The 19,250-nt window shown below is 58.4% G+C and carries 17 protein-coding genes; 13 read left to right on the top strand and 4 right to left on the bottom strand.

Features of this window, described 5'->3' with window-relative positions; translation table 11 throughout:
* Positions 1 to 54: 54 nt before the first annotated feature.
* Positions 55 to 1,746 (bottom strand): lactate permease LctP family transporter, encoded by a 1,692-nt coding sequence (locus IC37_RS08190; RefSeq protein WP_030128096.1) that lies wholly within the window; start codon positions 1,744 to 1,746, stop codon positions 55 to 57.
* Positions 1,747 to 2,008: 262 nt separating this feature from the next.
* Between IC37_RS08190 and IC37_RS08185 the strand changes: the two genes are divergently transcribed.
* Complete coding sequence (locus tag IC37_RS08185; RefSeq protein WP_030128095.1) at positions 2,009 to 2,776, top strand: GntR family transcriptional regulator; 768 nt, start codon at positions 2,009 to 2,011, stop codon at positions 2,774 to 2,776.
* 172 nt (positions 2,777 to 2,948) lie between these two features.
* Here IC37_RS08185 and smpB read toward each other — a convergent pair whose 3' ends face one another.
* On the bottom strand, positions 2,949 to 3,431 hold the full coding sequence (gene smpB, locus IC37_RS08180) for an SsrA-binding protein SmpB (RefSeq protein WP_007900551.1): 483 nt from the start codon (positions 3,429 to 3,431) through the stop codon (positions 2,949 to 2,951).
* Positions 3,432 to 3,549: 118 nt separating this feature from the next.
* Here smpB and IC37_RS08175 point away from each other — a divergent pair, with 118 nt between their 5' ends.
* Genes IC37_RS08175 through IC37_RS08165 form a run of 3 tightly spaced genes read left to right on the top strand, consistent with a single transcriptional unit; the run spans position 3,550 to position 5,702 of the window.
* A complete protein-coding gene (locus IC37_RS08175; RefSeq protein ID WP_030128094.1) occupies positions 3,550 to 4,953 on the top strand; it encodes a sodium-dependent transporter in 1,404 nt (467 codons plus the stop codon).
* A gap of 7 nt (positions 4,954 to 4,960) precedes the next feature.
* Complete coding sequence (locus IC37_RS08170; RefSeq protein ID WP_030128093.1) at positions 4,961 to 5,395, top strand: type II toxin-antitoxin system RatA family toxin; 435 nt, start codon at positions 4,961 to 4,963, stop codon at positions 5,393 to 5,395.
* Positions 5,388 to 5,702 carry an RnfH family protein gene (locus tag IC37_RS08165; protein WP_030128092.1) on the top strand — a complete coding sequence of 105 codons (315 nt, stop codon included), beginning with the start codon at positions 5,388 to 5,390 and terminating at the stop codon, positions 5,700 to 5,702. The genes IC37_RS08170 and IC37_RS08165 overlap by 8 nt, the downstream gene beginning before the upstream one ends.
* Before the next feature lie 61 nt (positions 5,703 to 5,763).
* Here the strand turns inward: IC37_RS08165 and IC37_RS08160 are convergent, their stop codons facing one another.
* Positions 5,764 to 6,291, bottom strand: a complete 528-nt coding sequence (locus tag IC37_RS08160) for an outer membrane protein assembly factor BamE (protein ID WP_030128091.1) — start codon at positions 6,289 to 6,291, stop codon at positions 5,764 to 5,766.
* A 97-nt stretch (positions 6,292 to 6,388) separates the two neighbouring features.
* On the opposite strand from IC37_RS08160, the gene fur reads away from it, so the two are divergent.
* Positions 6,389 to 6,793: a ferric iron uptake transcriptional regulator gene (fur, locus tag IC37_RS08155; RefSeq protein WP_003197684.1), complete on the top strand. Its 405-nt coding sequence runs from the start codon at positions 6,389 to 6,391 to the stop codon at positions 6,791 to 6,793.
* Between the two features lie 75 nt (positions 6,794 to 6,868).
* On the opposite strand, the gene recN is transcribed toward fur, so the two are convergent.
* On the bottom strand, positions 6,869 to 8,542 hold the full coding sequence (gene recN, locus IC37_RS08150) for a DNA repair protein RecN (protein WP_030128090.1): 1,674 nt from the start codon (positions 8,540 to 8,542) through the stop codon (positions 6,869 to 6,871).
* Between the two features lie 241 nt (positions 8,543 to 8,783).
* On the opposite strand from recN, the gene grpE reads away from it, so the two are divergent.
* The 8 genes from grpE to IC37_RS08110 all read left to right on the top strand — a co-directional run bounded on the left by grpE (position 8,784) and on the right by IC37_RS08110 (position 19,249).
* Positions 8,784 to 9,350 (top strand): nucleotide exchange factor GrpE, encoded by a 567-nt coding sequence (gene grpE / locus IC37_RS08145; protein ID WP_007900531.1) that lies wholly within the window; start codon positions 8,784 to 8,786, stop codon positions 9,348 to 9,350.
* A 102-nt stretch (positions 9,351 to 9,452) separates the two neighbouring features.
* The gene (gene dnaK, locus IC37_RS08140) at positions 9,453 to 11,369 is read left to right on the top strand and encodes a molecular chaperone DnaK (protein ID WP_030128089.1); all 1,917 of its coding nucleotides are present in this window, start codon (positions 9,453 to 9,455) and stop codon (positions 11,367 to 11,369) included.
* 297 nt (positions 11,370 to 11,666) lie between these two features.
* Complete coding sequence (gene dnaJ, locus IC37_RS08135; protein ID WP_030128088.1) at positions 11,667 to 12,791, top strand: molecular chaperone DnaJ; 1,125 nt, start codon at positions 11,667 to 11,669, stop codon at positions 12,789 to 12,791.
* Between the two features lie 10 nt (positions 12,792 to 12,801).
* On the top strand, positions 12,802 to 13,608 hold the full coding sequence (dapB, locus tag IC37_RS08130) for a 4-hydroxy-tetrahydrodipicolinate reductase (RefSeq protein WP_030128087.1): 807 nt from the start codon (positions 12,802 to 12,804) through the stop codon (positions 13,606 to 13,608).
* Between the two features lie 259 nt (positions 13,609 to 13,867).
* Positions 13,868 to 15,004 (top strand): glutamine-hydrolyzing carbamoyl-phosphate synthase small subunit, encoded by a 1,137-nt coding sequence (gene carA, locus IC37_RS08125; protein WP_030128086.1) that lies wholly within the window; start codon positions 13,868 to 13,870, stop codon positions 15,002 to 15,004.
* 117 nt (positions 15,005 to 15,121) lie between these two features.
* The gene (gene carB / locus IC37_RS08120) at positions 15,122 to 18,343 is read left to right on the top strand and encodes a carbamoyl-phosphate synthase large subunit (RefSeq protein ID WP_030128085.1); all 3,222 of its coding nucleotides are present in this window, start codon (positions 15,122 to 15,124) and stop codon (positions 18,341 to 18,343) included.
* Positions 18,340 to 18,816 carry a transcription elongation factor GreA gene (gene greA, locus IC37_RS08115; RefSeq protein ID WP_010463507.1) on the top strand — a complete coding sequence of 159 codons (477 nt, stop codon included), beginning with the start codon at positions 18,340 to 18,342 and terminating at the stop codon, positions 18,814 to 18,816. The genes carB and greA overlap by 4 nt, the downstream gene beginning before the upstream one ends.
* 28 nt (positions 18,817 to 18,844) lie before the next feature.
* Positions 18,845 to 19,249, top strand: a complete 405-nt coding sequence (locus IC37_RS08110) for a hypothetical protein (RefSeq protein WP_030128084.1) — start codon at positions 18,845 to 18,847, stop codon at positions 19,247 to 19,249.
* Position 19,250 lies beyond the last annotated feature (1 nt).

Here is a 19,250-nt window from a genome sequence, read left to right as displayed (position 1 = left end):
GCTGACGCCGGGGGCGTAACCCGGCGTCGGTTTTTTCCGTGTCGCGTGTAGTTCTTAGTGCACCAGCATGCCGGTGAACCAGTAGGCCTGAGCCAAAGTGATCAGGCCGACGATCGTTGCGAAGAATAGGCTGTGCTTGAGGGTGAAGCGGAACAGATCCGATTCTTTGCCCACCAGCCCGGTCGCGGCGCAGGCCACAGCGATCGATTGCGGCGAAATCATCTTGCCGGTCACACCGCCGCTGGTGTTCGCCGCCACCAGCAAGGTGTCGTTGACGCCGATCTGGTGCGCAGTGGTCGCTTGCAGCGAACTGAACAGTGCGTTGGATGAAGTATCGGAACCGGTCAAGAACACACCGAGCCAGCCGAGGAATGGCGAGAAGAACGGGAATGCCGCACCTGTGCCTGCCAGTACCAGAGCCATGGTCGACGACATGCCCGAGTAATTGGTGACGAAGGCAAAGGCCAGCACCATGCCGATGGACAAAATCGGCCAGCGCAGTTCGTAGACGGTTTCTTTAAAAATGGTAAGACCAGTTTTGAGATTGATCTTCAGTACCAGCATCGAGATCAGCGCAGAGAAGAAAATCGCCGTGCCAGTCGCGGAAATCGGATCGAGTTTGAACACCGCCGGCATCGCCGTCGGGGCCGTCACGATCGGTGCGATCTTGATCACCATTTGATCCAGATGCGAGATGGCGAAGTTGAACACCCAGCTATACATCGAACCACCTGCAGCGAACATGGCCTTGAAGGGTTTCAGCGTCCAGATCGTGACCAGTACGGTGAGAATCAGGAACGGCGACCAGGCTTTGAAAATTTCCCCCAGGCTGTAAGGCGAAGCCACGGTGGTGCGCGGTTGACCGAAACCGCCGGTGCTGGCCACCACGGAAGCCGAGACCGCGCCGACGATGTGGGCGCCAGCGGCGCGTTTTGGCTGCCAGATTTTCAGGAATAGCGTCAGAGAAATCAGGCTGGCCAGCGCCGAGGTGATGTCCGGCAGTTCCGGGCCAATGAAGTTCGAGGTGAAGTACTGGGTGACAGCGAAGCTCAAACCGGCCACCAGTGCCGCCGGCCAGGTTTCCCGAACGCCGCGCAGGCCGTCCATCATGAACACCAGCCAGAACGGCACGAACAGTGACAGCAATGGCAGTTGGCGACCGGTCATGGCGCCGATCTTGAACGCGTCGATGCCGGTGACTTGCCCGGCGACGATGATCGGAATTCCCAATGCGCCAAAGGCTACCGGCGCGGTGTTAGCGATCAAGCACAGGCCAGCGGCGTACAACGGGTTGAAGCCCAGTCCTACCAGCAGCGCGGCGGTAATCGCTACCGGTGCGCCGAAACCGGCGGCACCTTCCAGGAAGGCGCCGAAGCAGAAACCGATCAGCAGTACTTGCAGGCGCTGGTCGTCGGTGATCGATAGCACCGAGCTGCGGATCACTTCGAACTGGCCACTCTTGACCGTCAGTTTGTATAGGAATACCGCTGCCACGATGATCCACGCAATCGGCCACAAGCCATAGGCGAAGCCATATCCGGCGGCCGCGAAGGCCATATCGACCGGCATCTGGAACGCGAAAATTGCCACGGCAATCGACAGCGCAAGGGTAATGCTGCCGGCCACGTGGCCTTTGAGGCGGAACACGGCCAAAGCCAGGAAGAAAAATACGATGGGGATGACGGCCGCGAGTGCGGACACGCCGAGACTGCCGAGCGGGCTGTAGAGCTGTTGCCAGGTTTGCATATGGGGTGGCCCCTAATTGTTGTTGGTCAGGCACTGGTCAGCGTTCTTGGATAATTGGTAATACCAATTTACAATCGCTGTTGGCTAGGGTAAAAGCCTTGTATGCGGTGTGTCAATTTGCCGCCCTAAAACTTTTGTCGAATGAGCAGTGCAGAACGCATCTGATCTGTTCGATCAAACGTCGTCTGGTAGGTGCTGATGCAGCGCCGATAGGCCAGAATAGAGAGCCCGGCGAGCCGTCGGGATCGTGGAGAATTGAGTGATGGGGTTTGATCAGATTCGGCAGCGCCGTTTGTCTGACGATATTGTCGAGCAGCTCGAAGGGATGATTCTCGAGGGCACATTGAAGGCCGGCGAGCGTCTACCGGCCGAGCGTGCGTTGGCCGAGCAGTTCGGCGTGTCACGCCCTTCGTTGCGCGAAGCGATCCAGAAACTGGCCGCCAAAGGATTGCTGGTCAGCCGTCAGGGCGGCGGTAACTATGTGGTGGAATCCCTGGGCTCGACGTTCAGCGATCCACTGTTGCATCTGCTGGAAAGCAACCCCGAGGCCCAGCGCGATTTGCTGGAGTTTCGTCATACGCTGGAAGCATCCTGTGCTTACTACGCGGCATTGCGTGCCACAGACGTGGATCGCGAGCGGCTGACGGCGGCGTTCGACGAATTGCAGGACTGCTATTCGCGCCATGACGAGGTGGGTCGGGCGGAAGAGGGCGCGGCGGATGCGAAGTTTCATTTGGCGATCGCCGAGGCCAGTCATAACGCAGTGCTGCTGCACACCATTCGTGGTTTGTTCGACCTGCTCAAGCGCAACGTTGTGACCAACATCGGCGGCATGTACAAACAGCGCGCTGAAACTCGCGACATGTTGATCGCTCAACACAGAGAATTGTATCTGGCGATTATCGAAGGTCGGGCAGAGCAGGCGCGAGAGGTTTCCAGTCGGCACATTTTGTATGTGCAGGAAGTGCTGGAAGAGGTGCGTCAGGAAGTGCAGCGCGTGGCTCGGGCGGAGCGGCGCAAGGGGATGTAGTCAGTTAGTTCTGTGGTGATTGGACGATTGCATTCGCGAGCAAGTCGGATCGCCGCACCGCCGCTCCCACAGGTTCCGGGTCTGCCACATAGATGTCGGCATCCACGGATAATGTGGGAGCGGCGGAGCGGCGATCCGACTTGCTCGCGAAAGCGATCTGAAGGCGAAAGAACTAGTCTTCCTTACCCTTGTTCCGCACCGCACGCTGCAACTCACGACCGGCGTCGCGTTCGCGTTCGGTATCACGCTTGTCGTATTCCTTCTTGCCCTTGCCCAGAGCGATCTCGCACTTGACCATGTGCTTGCTCCAGTACCAGGAGAGGCACACGCAGGCGTAACCTTTTTGCTGCACGGCAGCGGCCAGCTTTTCCAGCTCGCGCCGGTTGAGCAGCAATTTCCGGGTGCGGGTCGGATCAGCGATGACGTGGGTGCTGGCAGTCATCAGCGGCGTAATGTGGCTGCCGAGCAGCCAGGCCTCGCCATCCTTGAGCAGCACGTAACTGTCAACCAGTTGTAGCTTGCTTGCCCGCAAACTTTTTACTTCCCAGCCGGCCAGGACCAGACCAGCCTCGAACTTATGCTCGATGAAGTAATCGTGTCGCGCCTTTTTGTTTTGCGCGATGGTCCCTGTTGGGTGTTTCTTCTGTTTAGCCATAGGGGCGGCATTATAGGGAGTTGCAAGCGAGTCGGCTACGGTGACGCTACGTGCTTGAGCAGGTTGATTGAATCCCGGACAATGCGGCCTCTTTTTTGAACGCTTGGGCGTGATAACGATGTCGACAGACAAGGTTTCTGTCCACGGCAGTTGGGCTAGCCGCTGGGTCTTCATACTCGCCGCGACCGGTTCGGCCGTGGGGCTGGGTAGTATCTGGAAATTCCCTTACATGGTCGGCGTCTACGGTGGCGGAGCCTTCGTCCTGATGTTCCTGGCCTGTATCGCGCTGATCGGTATGCCCGTCATGCTGGCCGAAACCCTGATCGGCCGGCGCGCGCGGCAGAGCCCGGCGAATGCCTTGAAGGTCCTGGCCCTGGAAGCGGGACATTCGGCGAAGTGGTCCTGGGGCGCGTTTGCCGGAATGATCACGGCATTGCTGATCCTGTCTTTCTATAGCGTGGTGGGCGGTTGGTCGCTGGATTACATCATCGACATGGGGCGTGGCGACTTCCAGGGTGTGACACCTGATCAGGTCGGCGCGTACTTCGGCAATGTGATCGCTGACCCATGGCGCCTGACACTTTGGCACACGATTTTCATGCTTCTCTCCGCCGTGGTGATCGCCAAAGGCGTGGTCGCCGGGCTGGAGCGCAGCCTGCGGATCATGATGCCGCTGCTGTTCGTGATGATCCTTGTATTGCTGGGCTACAGCATGACCACGGGTCATTTCATGGACGGCGTGCATTTCATGTTCGACTTCCACCCGGAAAAAGTGCTCGACGGCTTGCTGCCGGCGATGGGGCACGCTTTCTTTTCCCTGAGTGTGGGCGTCGGTTCGATCATGATCTACGGCGCTTACATGCCGAAGAGTTCGTCGATTTCCGGGACTGTGGTCGGCGTGGCACTGCTCGATACCTTCGTTTCCCTGGTGGCGGGTCTGGCATTGTTTCCGATTGTGTTCGCTGCCGGCCTGAACCCGAGCGAAGGCCCAGGTCTGATGTTCGTCAGCCTGCCATTTGCCTTTGGCAACGTAGCGTTCGGCCAGTTGATGGGCGTAGTGTTCTTCGTGCTGGTAGCGATTGCGGCCTGGAGTTCGGCGATTTCCCTGCTCGAACCGATGGTGGCTTACCTGGTTGAGCGCACGAAGATCAGCCGCGCCTGGGTTACCTTCTGGCTGGCATTCATTTGCTGGTTCGTCGGTTTGGGCACCGTGTTTTCCTTCAATATCTGGAAGGAAGCCAAGTTTTTCGTGAACGAAGGCGGGATGTTCCACCTCTATCAATGGGGAGCTGCCGGTGGTCTGGACTTCTTCGGTGTGATCGATTTCTTCACCTCGCGGATCATGTTGCCACTCGGTGGTTTGTGTTTCGTGGTGTTTGCGGGCTGGGTGATGGGGCGTGAAGCGGTGCGCGACGAGTTGTCGATCCGCCGTCCGGTGCTGTTCGCCCTGTCCCTGTTCTTGATGCGCTATGTGGCGCCCATCGGCATTCTTGTAGTGTTTGCCGCCCAGCTGTGGAAGTAACGCTGACATGACGACACACATTCAACGTTCAGCCCTGCTGCCTTACCCGGCACAAGCGCTTTATGACTTGGTCAACGACGTGGCCCGCTATCCGGAATTCCTGCCGTGGTGCTCGTCGGCGGAAGTCCTGGAAAGCACTCCTGAGCTTATGCGCGCCAGCGTCGGCGTGGCCAAGGGTGGCCTGAGTCAGCATTTCGTGACACGCAACACCCTGGTGCCCGGGCGTTCGATCGAGATGAACCTCGAGGAAGGTCCATTCAGCCAGTTGCACGGCGTCTGGGTGTTCAAGCCGTTGGGCGAAAAGGCCTGCAAGATCAGTCTGGACTTGTCGTTCGACTATTCGGGGCCTCTGGTGCGTGCGACGTTGGGACCATTGTTCAATCAGGCGGCGAATACGCTGATGGACGCGTTTTGTCAGCGTGCGAAACAGATGCATGGTTGAGGCAGTGATCAAGGTCGAAGTGGTGTATGCCGCTGTTGATCGTCAGGTATTGCTGACCGTAACGGTGCCGGTGGGCGCAACAGTGCGAGATGCGTTGTTCAAATCCGGCCTGAACAGCGAATTCCCTGAGCTGGACCTAGCCAGTTGTCCGGTTGGGATCTTTGGCAAAGTGATCGCTGAGCCGGCCAATCGTCCGGTTCAGGCAGGGGATCGCCTCGAGATTTACCGGCCGTTGCTGGCCGATCCGAAAGAAGTTCGCCGGTTACGCGCTGCCAAAGCGGCCGAGGCCAAAGCCCGGAATCAGTGATCCGGTTAAACGCCAGACGATAAAAAACCCGGACATGCCGGGTTTTTTATTGCGTCGCAAATTATTGCGGCGAGGTTTCCAGCGGTTCTGGCGTCGGGATTGGAACGGTTTCAACGTTGTCCACGTCCTTCTGGATCTGGTCCAGCAACGAACCTGGCTTGACCGGTTTCTCTGGCTTCGGCTTCTCGACGTTTTCTGCAGGCGTGGTCACGGTAGTGCCACTGTCCTTGCCGAGAATGGCTTCGTCGCGGCTCACGCCCGGCATGAAATCGCCAGAGAGGCTGACAAGTTGATCATTTGGGTTGAAGATGACGCTAATGCGTTCCTGTTGGCGTTCGCCGCCACCCGGTTGCAGGCTGTACAGATAATCCCAGCGATCGGCATGGAACGTGTCAGTCAGCAGAGGGTTGCCCATGATAAACCGTACTTGCCGGCGGGTCATTCCCGGACGTAACTGGTCTATCATGTCCTGCGTGACGACATTGCCCTGTTGGATGTCGATTTTGTAAACCCCGGGGAATGAACAACCGGCGAGTGCGAGCAGTCCCACAAAGGTGAAACTGGTTAGCAAGAGCTTGGTGTTTTGCATCGGTGGGCGACTTCCACTATCTTGGCTGGGACAACGTAAACGCCGATCATACCCGCATTAAGAGAAGCTGCGAAGCAGCATCGCGAGAAAGCTGACCATGGTTGAAAATAGCGAACTACGCAAAGCCGGCCTCAAAGTGACCCTTCCACGGGTCAAAATTCTGCAAATGCTCGATTCCGCCGAGCAGCGCCACATGAGTGCCGAGGACGTCTACAAGGCGCTGATGGAGGCTGGTGAGGACGTCGGTCTGGCCACGGTTTACCGTGTTCTGACCCAGTTCGAGGCAGCTGGCCTTGTGGTGCGGCACAACTTCGACGGAGGCCATGCGGTCTTCGAGCTGGACGACGGCAAGCATCACGACCATATGGTCAACGTCGAGACCAGTGAAGTGATCGAATTCTTCGACGAAGAAATCGAGCGGCTGCAGAAAGCAATCGTCGACAAGTATGGCTTCGAGATGGTTGATCACAATCTTGTACTGTACGTGCGCAAGAAAAAGTAAGCATGTCGCGCGAACTTCAGGTTCGCGAAACGAACGAAGGCGACCCCAGGGTCGCCTTCGTGCTTTCTGTCGTTCTTAAATTTTCGCGGTAACAACCATCTTTTTCGCGTGAGCCAGTGATTCCTTGGTGAGATCGATGCCGCCCAGCATCCGTGCCACTTCTTCCACGCGATCGTTCTTGCTCAGTTTGGAGACGGCCGTATGCGTGGCGTCTTCACCGCGCACCTTGTGTACAAATAGATGTTGATGCCCCTGCGCCGCCACTTGCGGCAAGTGTGTCACGGTCAGAACCTGCCCGCGCTCCCCGAGACGTCGCAGCAACTGGCCGACAATCTCGGCGGTCGGGCCACCGATGCCTACGTCCACTTCGTCGAACACCAGGGTCGGTACGCGCGAGGTCTGTGCAGTGATCACCTGAATCGCCAGGCTGATACGCGACAGCTCGCCACCCGATGCTACTTTCGCCAGGGCTTTCAATGGTTGCCCCGGGTTGGCGCTCACCAGCAGTTCTACCTGTTCGAGCCCATTGGGCAACAGTTCATCGATGTTGTTGGGGCGCAGTTCGATGGTGAAGCGACCGCCGGGCATGCCCAGGCGTTGGATTTCCTGCTCCACGGCACTGGCCAGGCTGCCCGAAGCTTGATGGCGCAGGTCGCTCAACTCACGAGCCTTTTCCTGATAATGGCGGGCGTAGGAGGCCAGCTCATTGCTCAGTCGTTCGATAGATTCGTCGTTGGCATTCAGGGTTTCGATTTCATCGAGTAGTTTCTGCTGCATCTCGGCGACCTCGGTCGGCTGGATGCGGTGTTTGCGCGCCAGGGTGTAGATGGCATCGAGGCGCTCTTCCAGGTATTGAAGGCGGGCCGGGTCAGCGTCGAAATTGTCGAGAAAGCGGTTCAGCTCGCCCACGGCTTCTTCAACCTGAATCTGCGCGCTGGTCAGCAGGCTGCTGGCTTCGCCCAGGGCGCCGATCGAATTGTTCACGCTCGATAGGCGGTTAAGGCTGGCGGTGAGCGCGTTCAATACATTGCCGGAATCGCTTTCGCTACATTGTTCGACCACTTGCCGGCAAATCCCCAGCAAGGTTTCGGCGTTGGTCAGGTTCTTGTGCTCCTGTTCCAGCTGCTCCAGCTCGTTTTCGCCGAGGCCGAGGTTTTCCAGTTCTTCGAGTTGGTAGCTGAGCAACTGATGACGAGCACGCTGTTCGTCGCCGGAGTTGGAGAGGCGTTCCAGTTCCTGGCGGGTCTGGCGCCAGCGTTGGGCGGCCAGTTGTACTTGGCGGGCCAGGTCCGTGGCGCCGGCGTATTCGTCGAGCAGGCGGCGGTGAGTATCGGTTTTGAGCAGGGATTGGTGTTCGTGCTGGCTATGGATATCGATCAGCAACTCGCCCAGGGCCTTCAGGTCGCCGAGAGGGCAGGGAGTGCCATTGATATAGCCGCGCGAGCGCCCTTCAGCGGTAATCACTCGACGCAGAATGCACGGGCCGTCGCTCTCGAGGTCGCGCTCGGCCAGCCAGGCGCTGGCTTCCGGGATGTCGATCAGGTCGAAGGTGGCCAGGATATCGGCCTTGTCGGCCCCCGGGCGGACCACGCCGCTGTCGGCGCGATCGCCCAGGGTCAGGCCGAGGGCGTCGAGCATGATCGACTTGCCGGCGCCGGTTTCCCCTGTGATCACGCTCATCCCGCGATCGAGTTCGAGATCGAGATGTTCAACGATGGCGTAGTTGTGTACGGACAGGTGCACCAGCATAAAGGCCGCTCCCAGGCTTTAGGTCTGGTTATTTATACAGTGTTTTGTTTGAGGCTGACAATGCCCCCTCTTAGGTCGATTTGCTTGATCCGGAGAAATCCTTAGCGCTCCCGGGAATGACAATGCAGCTGTTTTTTGTAGGGTTGATCATCAAATAGCCCTTGAAGCTGAATTTTGCGGCCCCATATACCGGGGCAGAAGCGCGAGTTGAGCTCGCGGACGATATTGGAAGGAGAAATCTATGGCTGACGAACAGACAGTGGATACGCAAAATCTAGACGCCAACCAGGGCCCCGAGGCTTCGGGTGAAGACCTGGCGGCTCGTGTACAAGTGCTCGAAGAGCAATTGGCTGGTGCGCAGGATCAGGCTTTGCGTGTAGCCGCCGATCTGCAGAACGTCCGCCGCCGTGCTGAGCAGGACGTTGAAAAGGCTCACAAATTCGCCCTGGAAAAGTTCGCTGGCGACCTGCTGCCGATCATCGACAGCCTGGAGCGCGGTCTGGAGCTATCCAACCCTGACGACGAAAACATTCGTCCGATGCGCGAAGGGATCGAGCTGACCCTGAAAATGTTCCAGGACACCCTGAAACGCTATCACCTGGAAGCGATCGATCCTGAAGGCGAACCCTTCAATGCCTCGCATCACCAGGCAATGGCCATGCAGGAAAGCGCCGACGTCGAGCCAAACAGCGTGCTCAAGGTGTTTCAGAAGGGCTATCAGCTTCACGGTCGCCTGCTGCGCCCGGCCATGGTCGTGGTCAGCAAGGCACCTGCACCGGTTTCGCCTTCGATTGACGAGCAGGCTTGAAATTAGCCGCAAGGCCCCCATTTAGAAGTCAAGCGTTTAAGTGCTACCGCAGTCAGCCACCACTACTGCGGCATCCAAATCCAAAGTTTCGGGAGAGTGAACATGGGCAAAATCATCGGTATCGACCTGGGGACTACCAACTCCTGCGTCTCCGTGCTGGAAAACGGCAAAGCCAAAGTTATTGAAAACGCTGAAGGCGCGCGTACCACGCCATCGATCATCGCTTACGCCAATGATGGCGAAATCCTGGTTGGCCAATCGGCCAAGCGTCAGGCAGTGACCAATCCGCATAACACCCTGTACGCGGTGAAGCGTCTGATCGGTCGTCGTTTCGACGAAGAAGTCGTACAGAAAGACATCCAGATGGTCCCTTACAAGATCGTCAAAGCTGACAACAACGACGCCTGGGTTGAAGTGAACGGCCAGAAAATGGCACCGCCACAAATTTCGGCTGAAATTCTGAAGAAAATGAAGAAGACCGCCGAAGACTACCTTGGCGAGCCTGTGACCGAAGCGGTGATCACCGTTCCGGCCTACTTCAACGACAGCCAGCGTCAAGCCACCAAAGACGCCGGCCGCATCGCGGGTCTGGACGTTAAACGTATCATCAACGAACCAACCGCAGCCGCACTGGCCTACGGTATGGACAAGGCGAAGGGCGATCACACCGTGATCGTTTACGACTTGGGCGGCGGTACTTTCGACGTTTCCGTGATCGAAATCGCCGAAGTCGATGGCGAGCACCAGTTCGAAGTGTTGGCCACCAACGGTGACACGTTCCTGGGCGGTGAAGACTTTGACATTCGTCTGATCGACTACCTCGTCGACGAGTTCAAGAAAGAAAGCGGCATGAACCTCAAGGGTGACCCGCTGGCCATGCAGCGCCTGAAAGAAGCCGCTGAGAAAGCCAAGATCGAACTGTCCTCGAGCCAGTCGACCGACGTGAACCTGCCGTACATCACTGCAGACGCTACCGGTCCTAAGCACTTGAACGTGAAAATTTCCCGCGCCAAGCTCGAAGCGCTGGTTGAAGACCTGGTTCAGCGCACCATCGAACCTTGCCGCATTGCGATGAAAGACGCCGGTATCGAAATTGGCGCGATCAACGACGTGATCCTGGTCGGCGGTCAGACCCGTATGCCACTGGTTCAGAAGCTGGTCACCGATTTCTTCGGTAAAGAAGCACGTAAAGACGTTAACCCTGACGAAGCTGTTGCCATGGGTGCTGCTATCCAGGGCGCAGTATTGGCCGGTGACGTGAAAGACGTTCTGCTGCTCGACGTCAGCCCGCTGACCCTGGGTATCGAAACCATGGGCGGCGTGATGACCGCGCTGATCGAGAAAAACACCACGATTCCTACCAAGAAATCGCAAGTGTTCTCGACTGCCGACGACAATCAGGGCGCAGTGACTATTCACGTACTGCAAGGTGAGCGTAAGCAAGCCGCACAGAACAAGTCCCTGGGCAAGTTCGACCTGGCCGAGATTCCACCAGCACCACGTGGCGTGCCACAAATCGAAGTGACCTTCGACATTGACGCCAACGGCATCCTGCACGTCGGCGCGAAAGACAAGGCTACCGGCAAGACTCAGTCGATCGTGATCAAGGCCAACTCCGGTCTGTCCGAGGAAGAAATTCAGCAGATGGTTCGCGATGCTGAAGTGAACGCTGAAGAAGACCGCAAGTTCGAAGAGCTGGCCAGCGCCCGTAACCAGGGCGATGCCCTGGTTCACTCGACACGCAAAATGGTCGCTGATGCTGGCGATAAAGTGAGCGCTGAAGAGAAGACTGCAATCGAAGCAGCTGTAGTTGCCCTGGAAACCGCCATCAAAGGCGACGACAAGGCCGCTATCGAAGCCAAGGTTGAAGAACTGTCCAAGGTCTCCGCGCCAGTGGCTCAGAAAATGTACGCTGATCAGGCTCAGCCAGCTGAAGGCGCGGCGCCGAAAGACGAATCGGCTGAAAAGGCTGACGACGTTGTCGATGCCGAGTTCGAAGAAGTCAAAGACCACAAGTAAGTTGTTGGTCGCCCGGTTGACTGCCTTCAGGCGGTGACTGGTAGGATGTCGCCGCGCGGGAGCTTGCTCCCGCGTTGGCGTGTCTGGAGTAAGCGAATTTTTACAGCATGCGACAACGCTCGGATGTTGGCGGTATGACCGGAAATGCTCCTGCTTTTCGAGTCGAAAGTACCGCATCGAATCAAAGACCAGGATCGTTGAATTGACGTGAGTTGGGTCCGGGCCTGTATTGGGGCTCAACGAGTTTGGCGAGGCTCAGGAGAGGTTTGCCGAACGTCCTTAAGAGTGCAAAGACTTATGGCAAAGCGTGACTATTACGAAGTATTGGGTGTTGAACGTGGTTCAAGCGAAGCAGACCTGAAAAAGGCCTACCGTCGCCTGGCGATGAAGCACCACCCGGACCGTAATCCCGATGACAAAGCGTCGGAAGATATGTTCAAGGAGGCCAACGAGGCCTACGAAGTGCTGTCCGATTCCAGCAAGCGCGCGGCCTATGACCAATACGGTCATGCCGGTGTCGACCCGAGCATGGGTGGCGGCGGTGCCGGTTTTGGCGGTCAGAACTTCTCCGACATCTTTGGCGATGTCTTCAGTGACTTCTTCGGTGGCGGTCGCGGCGGTGCTCGTGGCGGCGCTCAGCGCGGCAGCGACCTGCGTTACACCCTGGAGCTGAACCTGGAAGAGGCGGTGCGCGGCACGACCGTGAATATCCGCGTTCCGACGCTGGTCAACTGCAAGCCGTGCGATGGCTCGGGTGCCAAGAAAGGCTCCTCGCCGATCACTTGCCCGACGTGTGGCGGTATCGGTCAGGTGCGCATGCAGCAGGGCTTCTTCTCGGTGCAACAGACCTGCCCGCGCTGCCATGGTCAGGGCAAGATCATTTCTGATCCGTGCGATTCCTGCCACGGCGAAGGTCGTGTCGAAGAGTACAAGACCCTGTCGGTGAAAGTGCCGGCCGGTGTCGATACTGGCGACCGTATTCGTCTGTCTGGCGAAGGCGAGGCGGGTGCGCAGGGCGGCCCGACCGGTGACCTGTATGTGGTGATCAATGTGCGTGAGCACGCGATCTTCCAGCGTGATGGCAAGCACCTGTTCTGCGAAGTGCCAATCAGCTTCGTCGACGCAGCGCTGGGTGGCGAGCTGGAAATTCCGACCCTCGATGGTCGGGTCAAGCTGAAGATCCCTGAAGGGACTCAGACCGGTAAGCAGTTCCGTGTTCGCGGCAAAGGCGTCGCGCCGGTTCGCGGCGGCGGTGCTGGTGACCTGATGTGCCGCGTGGCGGTCGAAACCCCGGTCAATCTGGGTCGTCGTCAGCGCGAATTGCTGGAGGAGTTCCGCAGCTCCCTGGCGGACGACAATAGTCACTCGCCGAAAACCACCGGCTGGTTCGAAGGCGTGAAGCGCTTCTTCGGCGATTTGTAAGGAGACAGGCATGCGACGTATTGCTGTGATGGGCGCTGCCGGGCGCATGGGAAAAATCCTGGTCGAGGCGGTGCAGCAACGCGCGCCGCTGACTGGCCTCACGGCAGCCATTGTGCGCCCGGGCAGTACGCTGATTGGCGTGGATGCCGGTGAGCTGGCATCGCTGGGGCGAATCGGTGTGCTGTTGTCCGGCAAGCTGGATGCGGTGGCTGATGAGTTCGATGTGTTGATCGACTTCACGCTCCCGGAAGTCATGCTGAACAACCTGGCGTTCTGCCGTAAGGCGGGCAAGGCCATGGTGATCGGCACGACCGGCTTGGATGCCGCGCAGAAGCAGTTGCTGGTCGAGGCGAGCAAGGAAATTGCGATTGTGTTCGCGGCCAATTTCAGTGTCGGTGTAAACCTGTCGCTGAAGCTGCTCGATATGGCGGCTCGTGTGCTGGGTGATGAGGCTGATATCGAAATCATCGAAGCCCATCATCGGCACAAGATCGATGCACCTTCAGGCACGGCTCTGCGCATGGGCGAAGTGATCGCCAGCGCGCTGGATCGAGATCTGCAGAAGGTTGCGGTCTATGGTCGTGAAGGTCACACCGGTGTGCGCGAACGTGAAACGATCGGCTTTGCCACTGTTCGCGGTGGTGATGTGGTCGGTGATCATACGGTGCTGTTCGCCTGTGAAGGCGAGCGACTGGAAATCACGCATAAAGCATCCAGTCGTATGACCTTCGCCAAGGGTGCGGTACGTGCAGCTTTGTGGCTGGACGGTCGTGAGCCAGGCCTTTACGATATGCAAGACGTGCTTGACCTGCGTTAAGATGTGCCCAAAATCGGGTTCAAACCTAGCGTTTGACCCCGGTTTTAATCCGCCAAGCGACGTCCTGTCGCATTCTCTGGCCTTTAGGGCTCATTGGCGGTAGACCAAAAATGCCTTTTTCTGTAAGCTACAGCTTTAGTGTGTCCACTAAAAGCGCGCAGAATAATTCAGTGAACAAGCGGGGTGACGTGTCCATACGTCACTCCGCTTTTTTACAACCTGCGATCGCCCTTTCAGGCTTTATTTACGGGAGGTCTTCTTGACTAAGCCAGCCATACTCGCCCTTGCTGATGGCAGCATTTTTCGCGGCGAAGCCATTGGAGCCGACGGTCAAACCGTTGGTGAGGTGGTGTTCAACACCGCAATGACCGGCTATCAGGAAATCCTTACCGATCCTTCCTACGCCCAACAGATCGTTACCCTGACTTACCCGCACATCGGTAATACCGGCACCACGCCGGAAGACGCCGAGTCCGACCGCGTCTGGTCCGCTGGCCTGGTCATTCGTGACCTGCCACTGGTTGCGAGCAACTGGCGCAACACGATGTCACTGTCCGACTACCTGAAAGCCAACAATGTGGTGGCAATCGCCGGTATCGACACCCGCCGCCTGACACGCATCCTGCGTGAGAAAGGCGCACAGAACGGCTGCATCATGGCCGGTGACAACATTTCCGAAGAAGCCGCCATCGCCGCCGCTCAGGGTTTCCCTGGCCTCAAAGGCATGGACCTGGCAAAAGTCGTCAGCACCAAAGAGAAGTACGAGTGGCGCTCGACTGTCTGGGATCTGAAAACCGACAGCCACGCGACTCGGGAAGCCTCCGAGCTGCCATACCACGTGGTGGCTTACGACTACGGCGTCAAGCTGAACATCCTGCGCATGCTGGTCGAGCGCGGTTGCCGCGTGACCGTGGTGCCTGCACAGACTCCGGCAGCCGAAGCGCTGGCACTGAAGCCGGACGGCGTGTTCCTGTCCAACGGCCCGGGCGACCCTGAGCCATGCGACTACGCGATCCAGGCAATCAAGGACGTACTGGAAACCGAGATTCCGGTGTTCGGCATCTGCCTCGGTCACCAACTGCTGGCTCTGGCCTCCGGTGCCAAGACCCTGAAAATGGGTCATGGTCACCACGGTGCCAACCACCCGGTCCAGGATCTGGACAGCGGCGTGGTGATGATCACCAGCCAGAACCACGGTTTTGCGGTAGACGAAGCGACCCTGCCAGGCAACGTTCGGGCGATCCACAAATCGCTGTTCGACGGCACCCTGCAAGGCATCGAGCGTACCGACAAGAGCGCCTTCAGCTTCCAGGGTCACCCTGAAGCCAGCCCTGGCCCGAACGACGTAGCGCCACTGTTTGATCGCTTCATCAACGAAATGGCCAAGCGACGCTAATCGCTCGCCCTGATGTAGCGAAGCCTGAGGGCGGTCCCGAAACCGGTGGCCCCCTCAAGGCTTCAGAGATTGAACAAGACGGCTTGCCGACTGACCTGCGGATTTGAGTGACAACCCATGCCAAAACGTACAGACATTAAAAGCATCCTGATTCTCGGCGCTGGCCCGATCGTGATCGGCCAGGCCTGCGAATTCGACTACTCCGGCGCCCAGGCCTGTAAAGCCCTGCGCGAGGAGGGTTACCGCGTCATCCTGGTGAACTCCAACCCGGCGACCATCATGACCGACCCGGCCATGGCCGACGCCACCTACATCGAGCCGATCAAGTGGCAGACCGTTGCCAAGATCATCGAGAAAGAGCGTCCGGACGCGCTGCTGCCGACCATGGGCGGCCAGACCGCTCTGAACTGCGCACTGGACCTGGAGCGCGAAGGCGTTCTGGAGAAGTTCGGCGTAGAGATGATCGGCGCCAACGCGGACACCATCGACAAGGCTGAAGACCGTTCGCGCTTCGACAAGGCGATGAAATCCATCGGTCTGGACTGCCCGCGTTCGGGTATCGCCCATAGCATGGAAGAGGCCAACGCCGTTCTCGAACGCCTGGGCTTCCCGTGCATCATCCGTCCGTCCTTCACCATGGGCGGCACGGGTGGCGGTATCGCTTACAACCGTGAAGAGTTCGAAGAGATCTGCGCTCGCGGTCTGGATTTGTCGCCGACCAAAGAGCTGCTGATCGACGAATCGCTGATCGGCTGGAAAGAGTACGAGATGGAGGTTGTCCGCGATAAGAAGGACAACTGCATCATCGTCTGCTCCATCGAAAACTTCGACCCGATGGGCGTGCACACCGGTGACTCGATCACCGTTGCGCCGGCGCAAACCCTGACGGACAAGGAATACCAGATCATGCGTAACGCCTCGTTGGCGGTACTGCGTGAGATCGGCGTGGAAACCGGCGGCTCCAACGTTCAGTTTGGCATCTGCCCGGACACTGGCCGTATGGTCGTGATCGAGATGAACCCGCGTGTATCCCGCTCTTCGGCACTGGCCTCGAAAGCCACTGGTTTCCCGATTGCGCGTATCGCTGCCAAACTGGCGATCGGCTACACCCTGGACGAGCTGCAGAACGAAATCACCGGCGGCGCTACTCCTGCATCCTTCGAGCCGTCCATCGACTACGTCGTCACCAAGCTGCCACGCTTCGCCTTCGAGAAATTCCCGAAAGCCGACGCGCGCCTGACCACTCAAATGAAGTCGGTCGGTGAAGTCATGGCCATCGGCCGGACCTTCCAGGAATCCCTGCAGAAAGCCCTGCGCGGTCTGGAAGTGGGCGTTTGCGGCCTGGACGAGAAGCTCGACCTGAGCAACCCGGAAAGCATGAGCATCCTCAAGCGCGAACTGACCGTGCCTGGCGCCGAGCGTATCTGGTACGTCGCTGACGCGTTCCGCGCCGGCCTGTCGGTCGAAGATATTTTCGGCATGAACATGATCGACCCGTGGTTCCTGGTGCAGATCGAAGATCTGATCAAGGAAGAAGAGAAGGTCAAAACCTTGGGTCTGGCCAGCATCGACCACGACTTGATGTTCCGCCTCAAGCGCAAGGGTTTCTCCGACATGCGTCTGGCCAAGCTGCTGGGCGTGACCGAGAAGGCTCTGCGTCGCCACCGTCACAAGCTGGAAATCTTCCCGGTCTACAAGCGCGTTGACACCTGCGCGGCCGAGTTCGCCACCGACACCGCTTACCTCTACTCGACGTACGAGGAAGAGTGCGAAGCCGCTCCGTCGGGCCGCGACAAGATCATGATCCTCGGCGGCGGTCCAAACCGTATCGGCCAGGGTATCGAGTTCGACTATTGCTGCGTGCACGCGGCACTGGCCCTGCGCGAAGACGGTTATGAGACCATCATGGTCAACTGCAACCCGGAAACCGTTTCCACCGACTACGACACCTCCGATCGCCTGTACTTCGAACCAGTGACCCTGGAAGACGTGCTGGAAATCGTCCGTGTCGAGAAGCCGAAAGGCGTGATCGTCCAGTACGGCGGCCAAACCCCGCTGAAACTGGCGCGTGCCCTGGAAGAAGCCGGCGTGCCAATCATCGGCACCAGCCCTGACGCCATCGACCGTGCCGAAGACCGTGAGCGCTTCCAGCAAATGGTTGAGCGTCTGAACCTGCGTCAGCCGCCAAACGCCACCGTGCGCAGCGAAGACGAAGCGATTCGTGCCGCCGCCAAGATCGGTTATCCGCTGGTGGTTCGTCCGTCCTACGTACTGGGCGGCCGCGCGATGGAAATCGTCTACGAAGAAGAAGAACTCAAGCGCTACCTGCGTGATGCGGTGAAAGTGTCCAACGACAGCCCGGTGTTGCTCGATCACTTCCTCAATTGCGCCATCGAAATGGACGTGGATGCGGTCTGCGACGGCACCGACGTGGTGATCGGCGCGATCATGCAGCACATCGAGCAGGCCGGTGTTCACTCCGGTGACTCCGCGTGCTCCCTGCCGCCGTACTCGCTGCCTGCTCACATCCAGGACGAGATGCGCGAACAGGTCAAGAAAATGGCCCTGGAACTGGGCGTTGTCGGCCTGATGAACGTTCAGTTGGCGCTGCAAGGCGAAGACATCTACGTCATCGAAGTCAACCCGCGCGCTTCCCGTACCGTACCGTTCGTGTCCAAGTGCATCGGTGTTTCCCTGGCAATGATCGCGGCTCGCGTGATGGCCGGTAAAACCCTGAAGGAAATCGGCTTCACCAAAGAAATCATTCCGAACTTCTACAGCGTGAAAGAGGCGGTGTTCCCATTCGCCAAATTCCCTGGCGTGGACCCGATCCTGGGCCCTGAGATGAAGTCCACCGGTGAAGTGATGGGCGTGGGCGACACCTTCGGCGAAGCCTTTGCCAAAGCCCAGATGGGTGCCAGCGAAGTGCTGCCGACTGGCGGCACCGCGTTCATCAGCGTGCGTGACGATGACAAGCCACTGGTTGCAGGCGTGGCCCGTGATCTGATCAACTTGGGCTTCGAAGTGGTCGCCACTGCCGGTACTGCCAAGCTGATCGAAGCCGCAGGCCTGAAAGTGCGTCGTGTGAACAAGGTGACCGAGGGGCGTCCGCACGTGGTCGACATGATCAAGAATGACGAAGTCACCCTGATTATCAACACCACCGAAGGTCGCCAGTCGATCGCCGATTCCTACTCCATTCGTCGTAATGCCTTGCAGCACAAGATCTACTGCACCACTACCATTGCTGCTGGCGAAGCTATCTGTGAAGCGCTGAAGTTCGGTCCCGAGAAGACCGTGCGCCGCTTGCAGGATCTACACGCAGGATTGAAGGCATGATCAAATACCCAATGACCGTCCAGGGCGCGAAAGCCCTGGAAGAAGAGCACGCTCATCTGACCAAGGTCGTCCGTCCGAAGCTCAGCCAGGACATCGGTACGGCCCGCGAGTTGGGTGATTTGAAAGAAAACGCCGAATACCACGCTGCTCGCGAGCAGCAGGGTATGGTCGAGGCGCGGATTCGTGATATCGAGGGCCGGATTCAGAATCAGGTGATCATCGATGTCACGACCATTCCTCACACCGGCAAAGTGATTTTCGGCACCACCGTTGAAATTGCCAACGTCGAGACTGATGAAAGCGTCACTTACCACATCGTGGGTGAGGATGAGGCTGACTTCAAACTCGGCAAGATTTCGGTGGGTTCGCCACTAGCCCGCGCCTTGATTGCCAAGGAAGAGGGTGATGTGGTCGCCGTGAAAACGCCAGGTGGCGTTATCGAGTATGAGATTGTCGAAGTTCGCCACATCTGAAAGAAGGCGCCCGCTACGTGCGGGCGCCATGCTTTGGCAGCTGACCCAAATGTTGTGGGTTGGCGGCCTGTGGCTGTTGCATATCGGTCTGCTGCCGGTGCTAGGGCGAATAGGCCTGGCGCCGCTGCTGATCGACGAAATTGCAGGCATGCTGAATACACTGATGGTGGGATTTGCCGCGGTGTGTGTGATTTTTCAGGCTTTGGTGCTGGTTCAGGCCGAGGGCCGTGCCAGTCTATGGCGCGATATTCGCGGGCAACTGCTGATGATGGCGCTGTATGGGGGCGCGATGTATTTCGCGGTCCGCGTCGGCTGGCCGCAGGCGGCGCATTGGCAGCTGTTCAGCTATCTTGTTCTGGGATTTTCCGGGCTGGTGTTGGTGATGCAACCGGTACCGGGATGGAGTGTCAGGGCGCGCGAAGCACACCCTTGAC

The organism is Pseudomonas sp. QTF5 (assembly GCF_000512695.2).
Lineage (GTDB): Bacteria > Pseudomonadota > Gammaproteobacteria > Pseudomonadales > Pseudomonadaceae > Aquipseudomonas.
The sequence above is the reverse complement of the archived record's forward strand: the minus strand, read 5'-3'. Positions and strand labels throughout refer to the sequence as shown.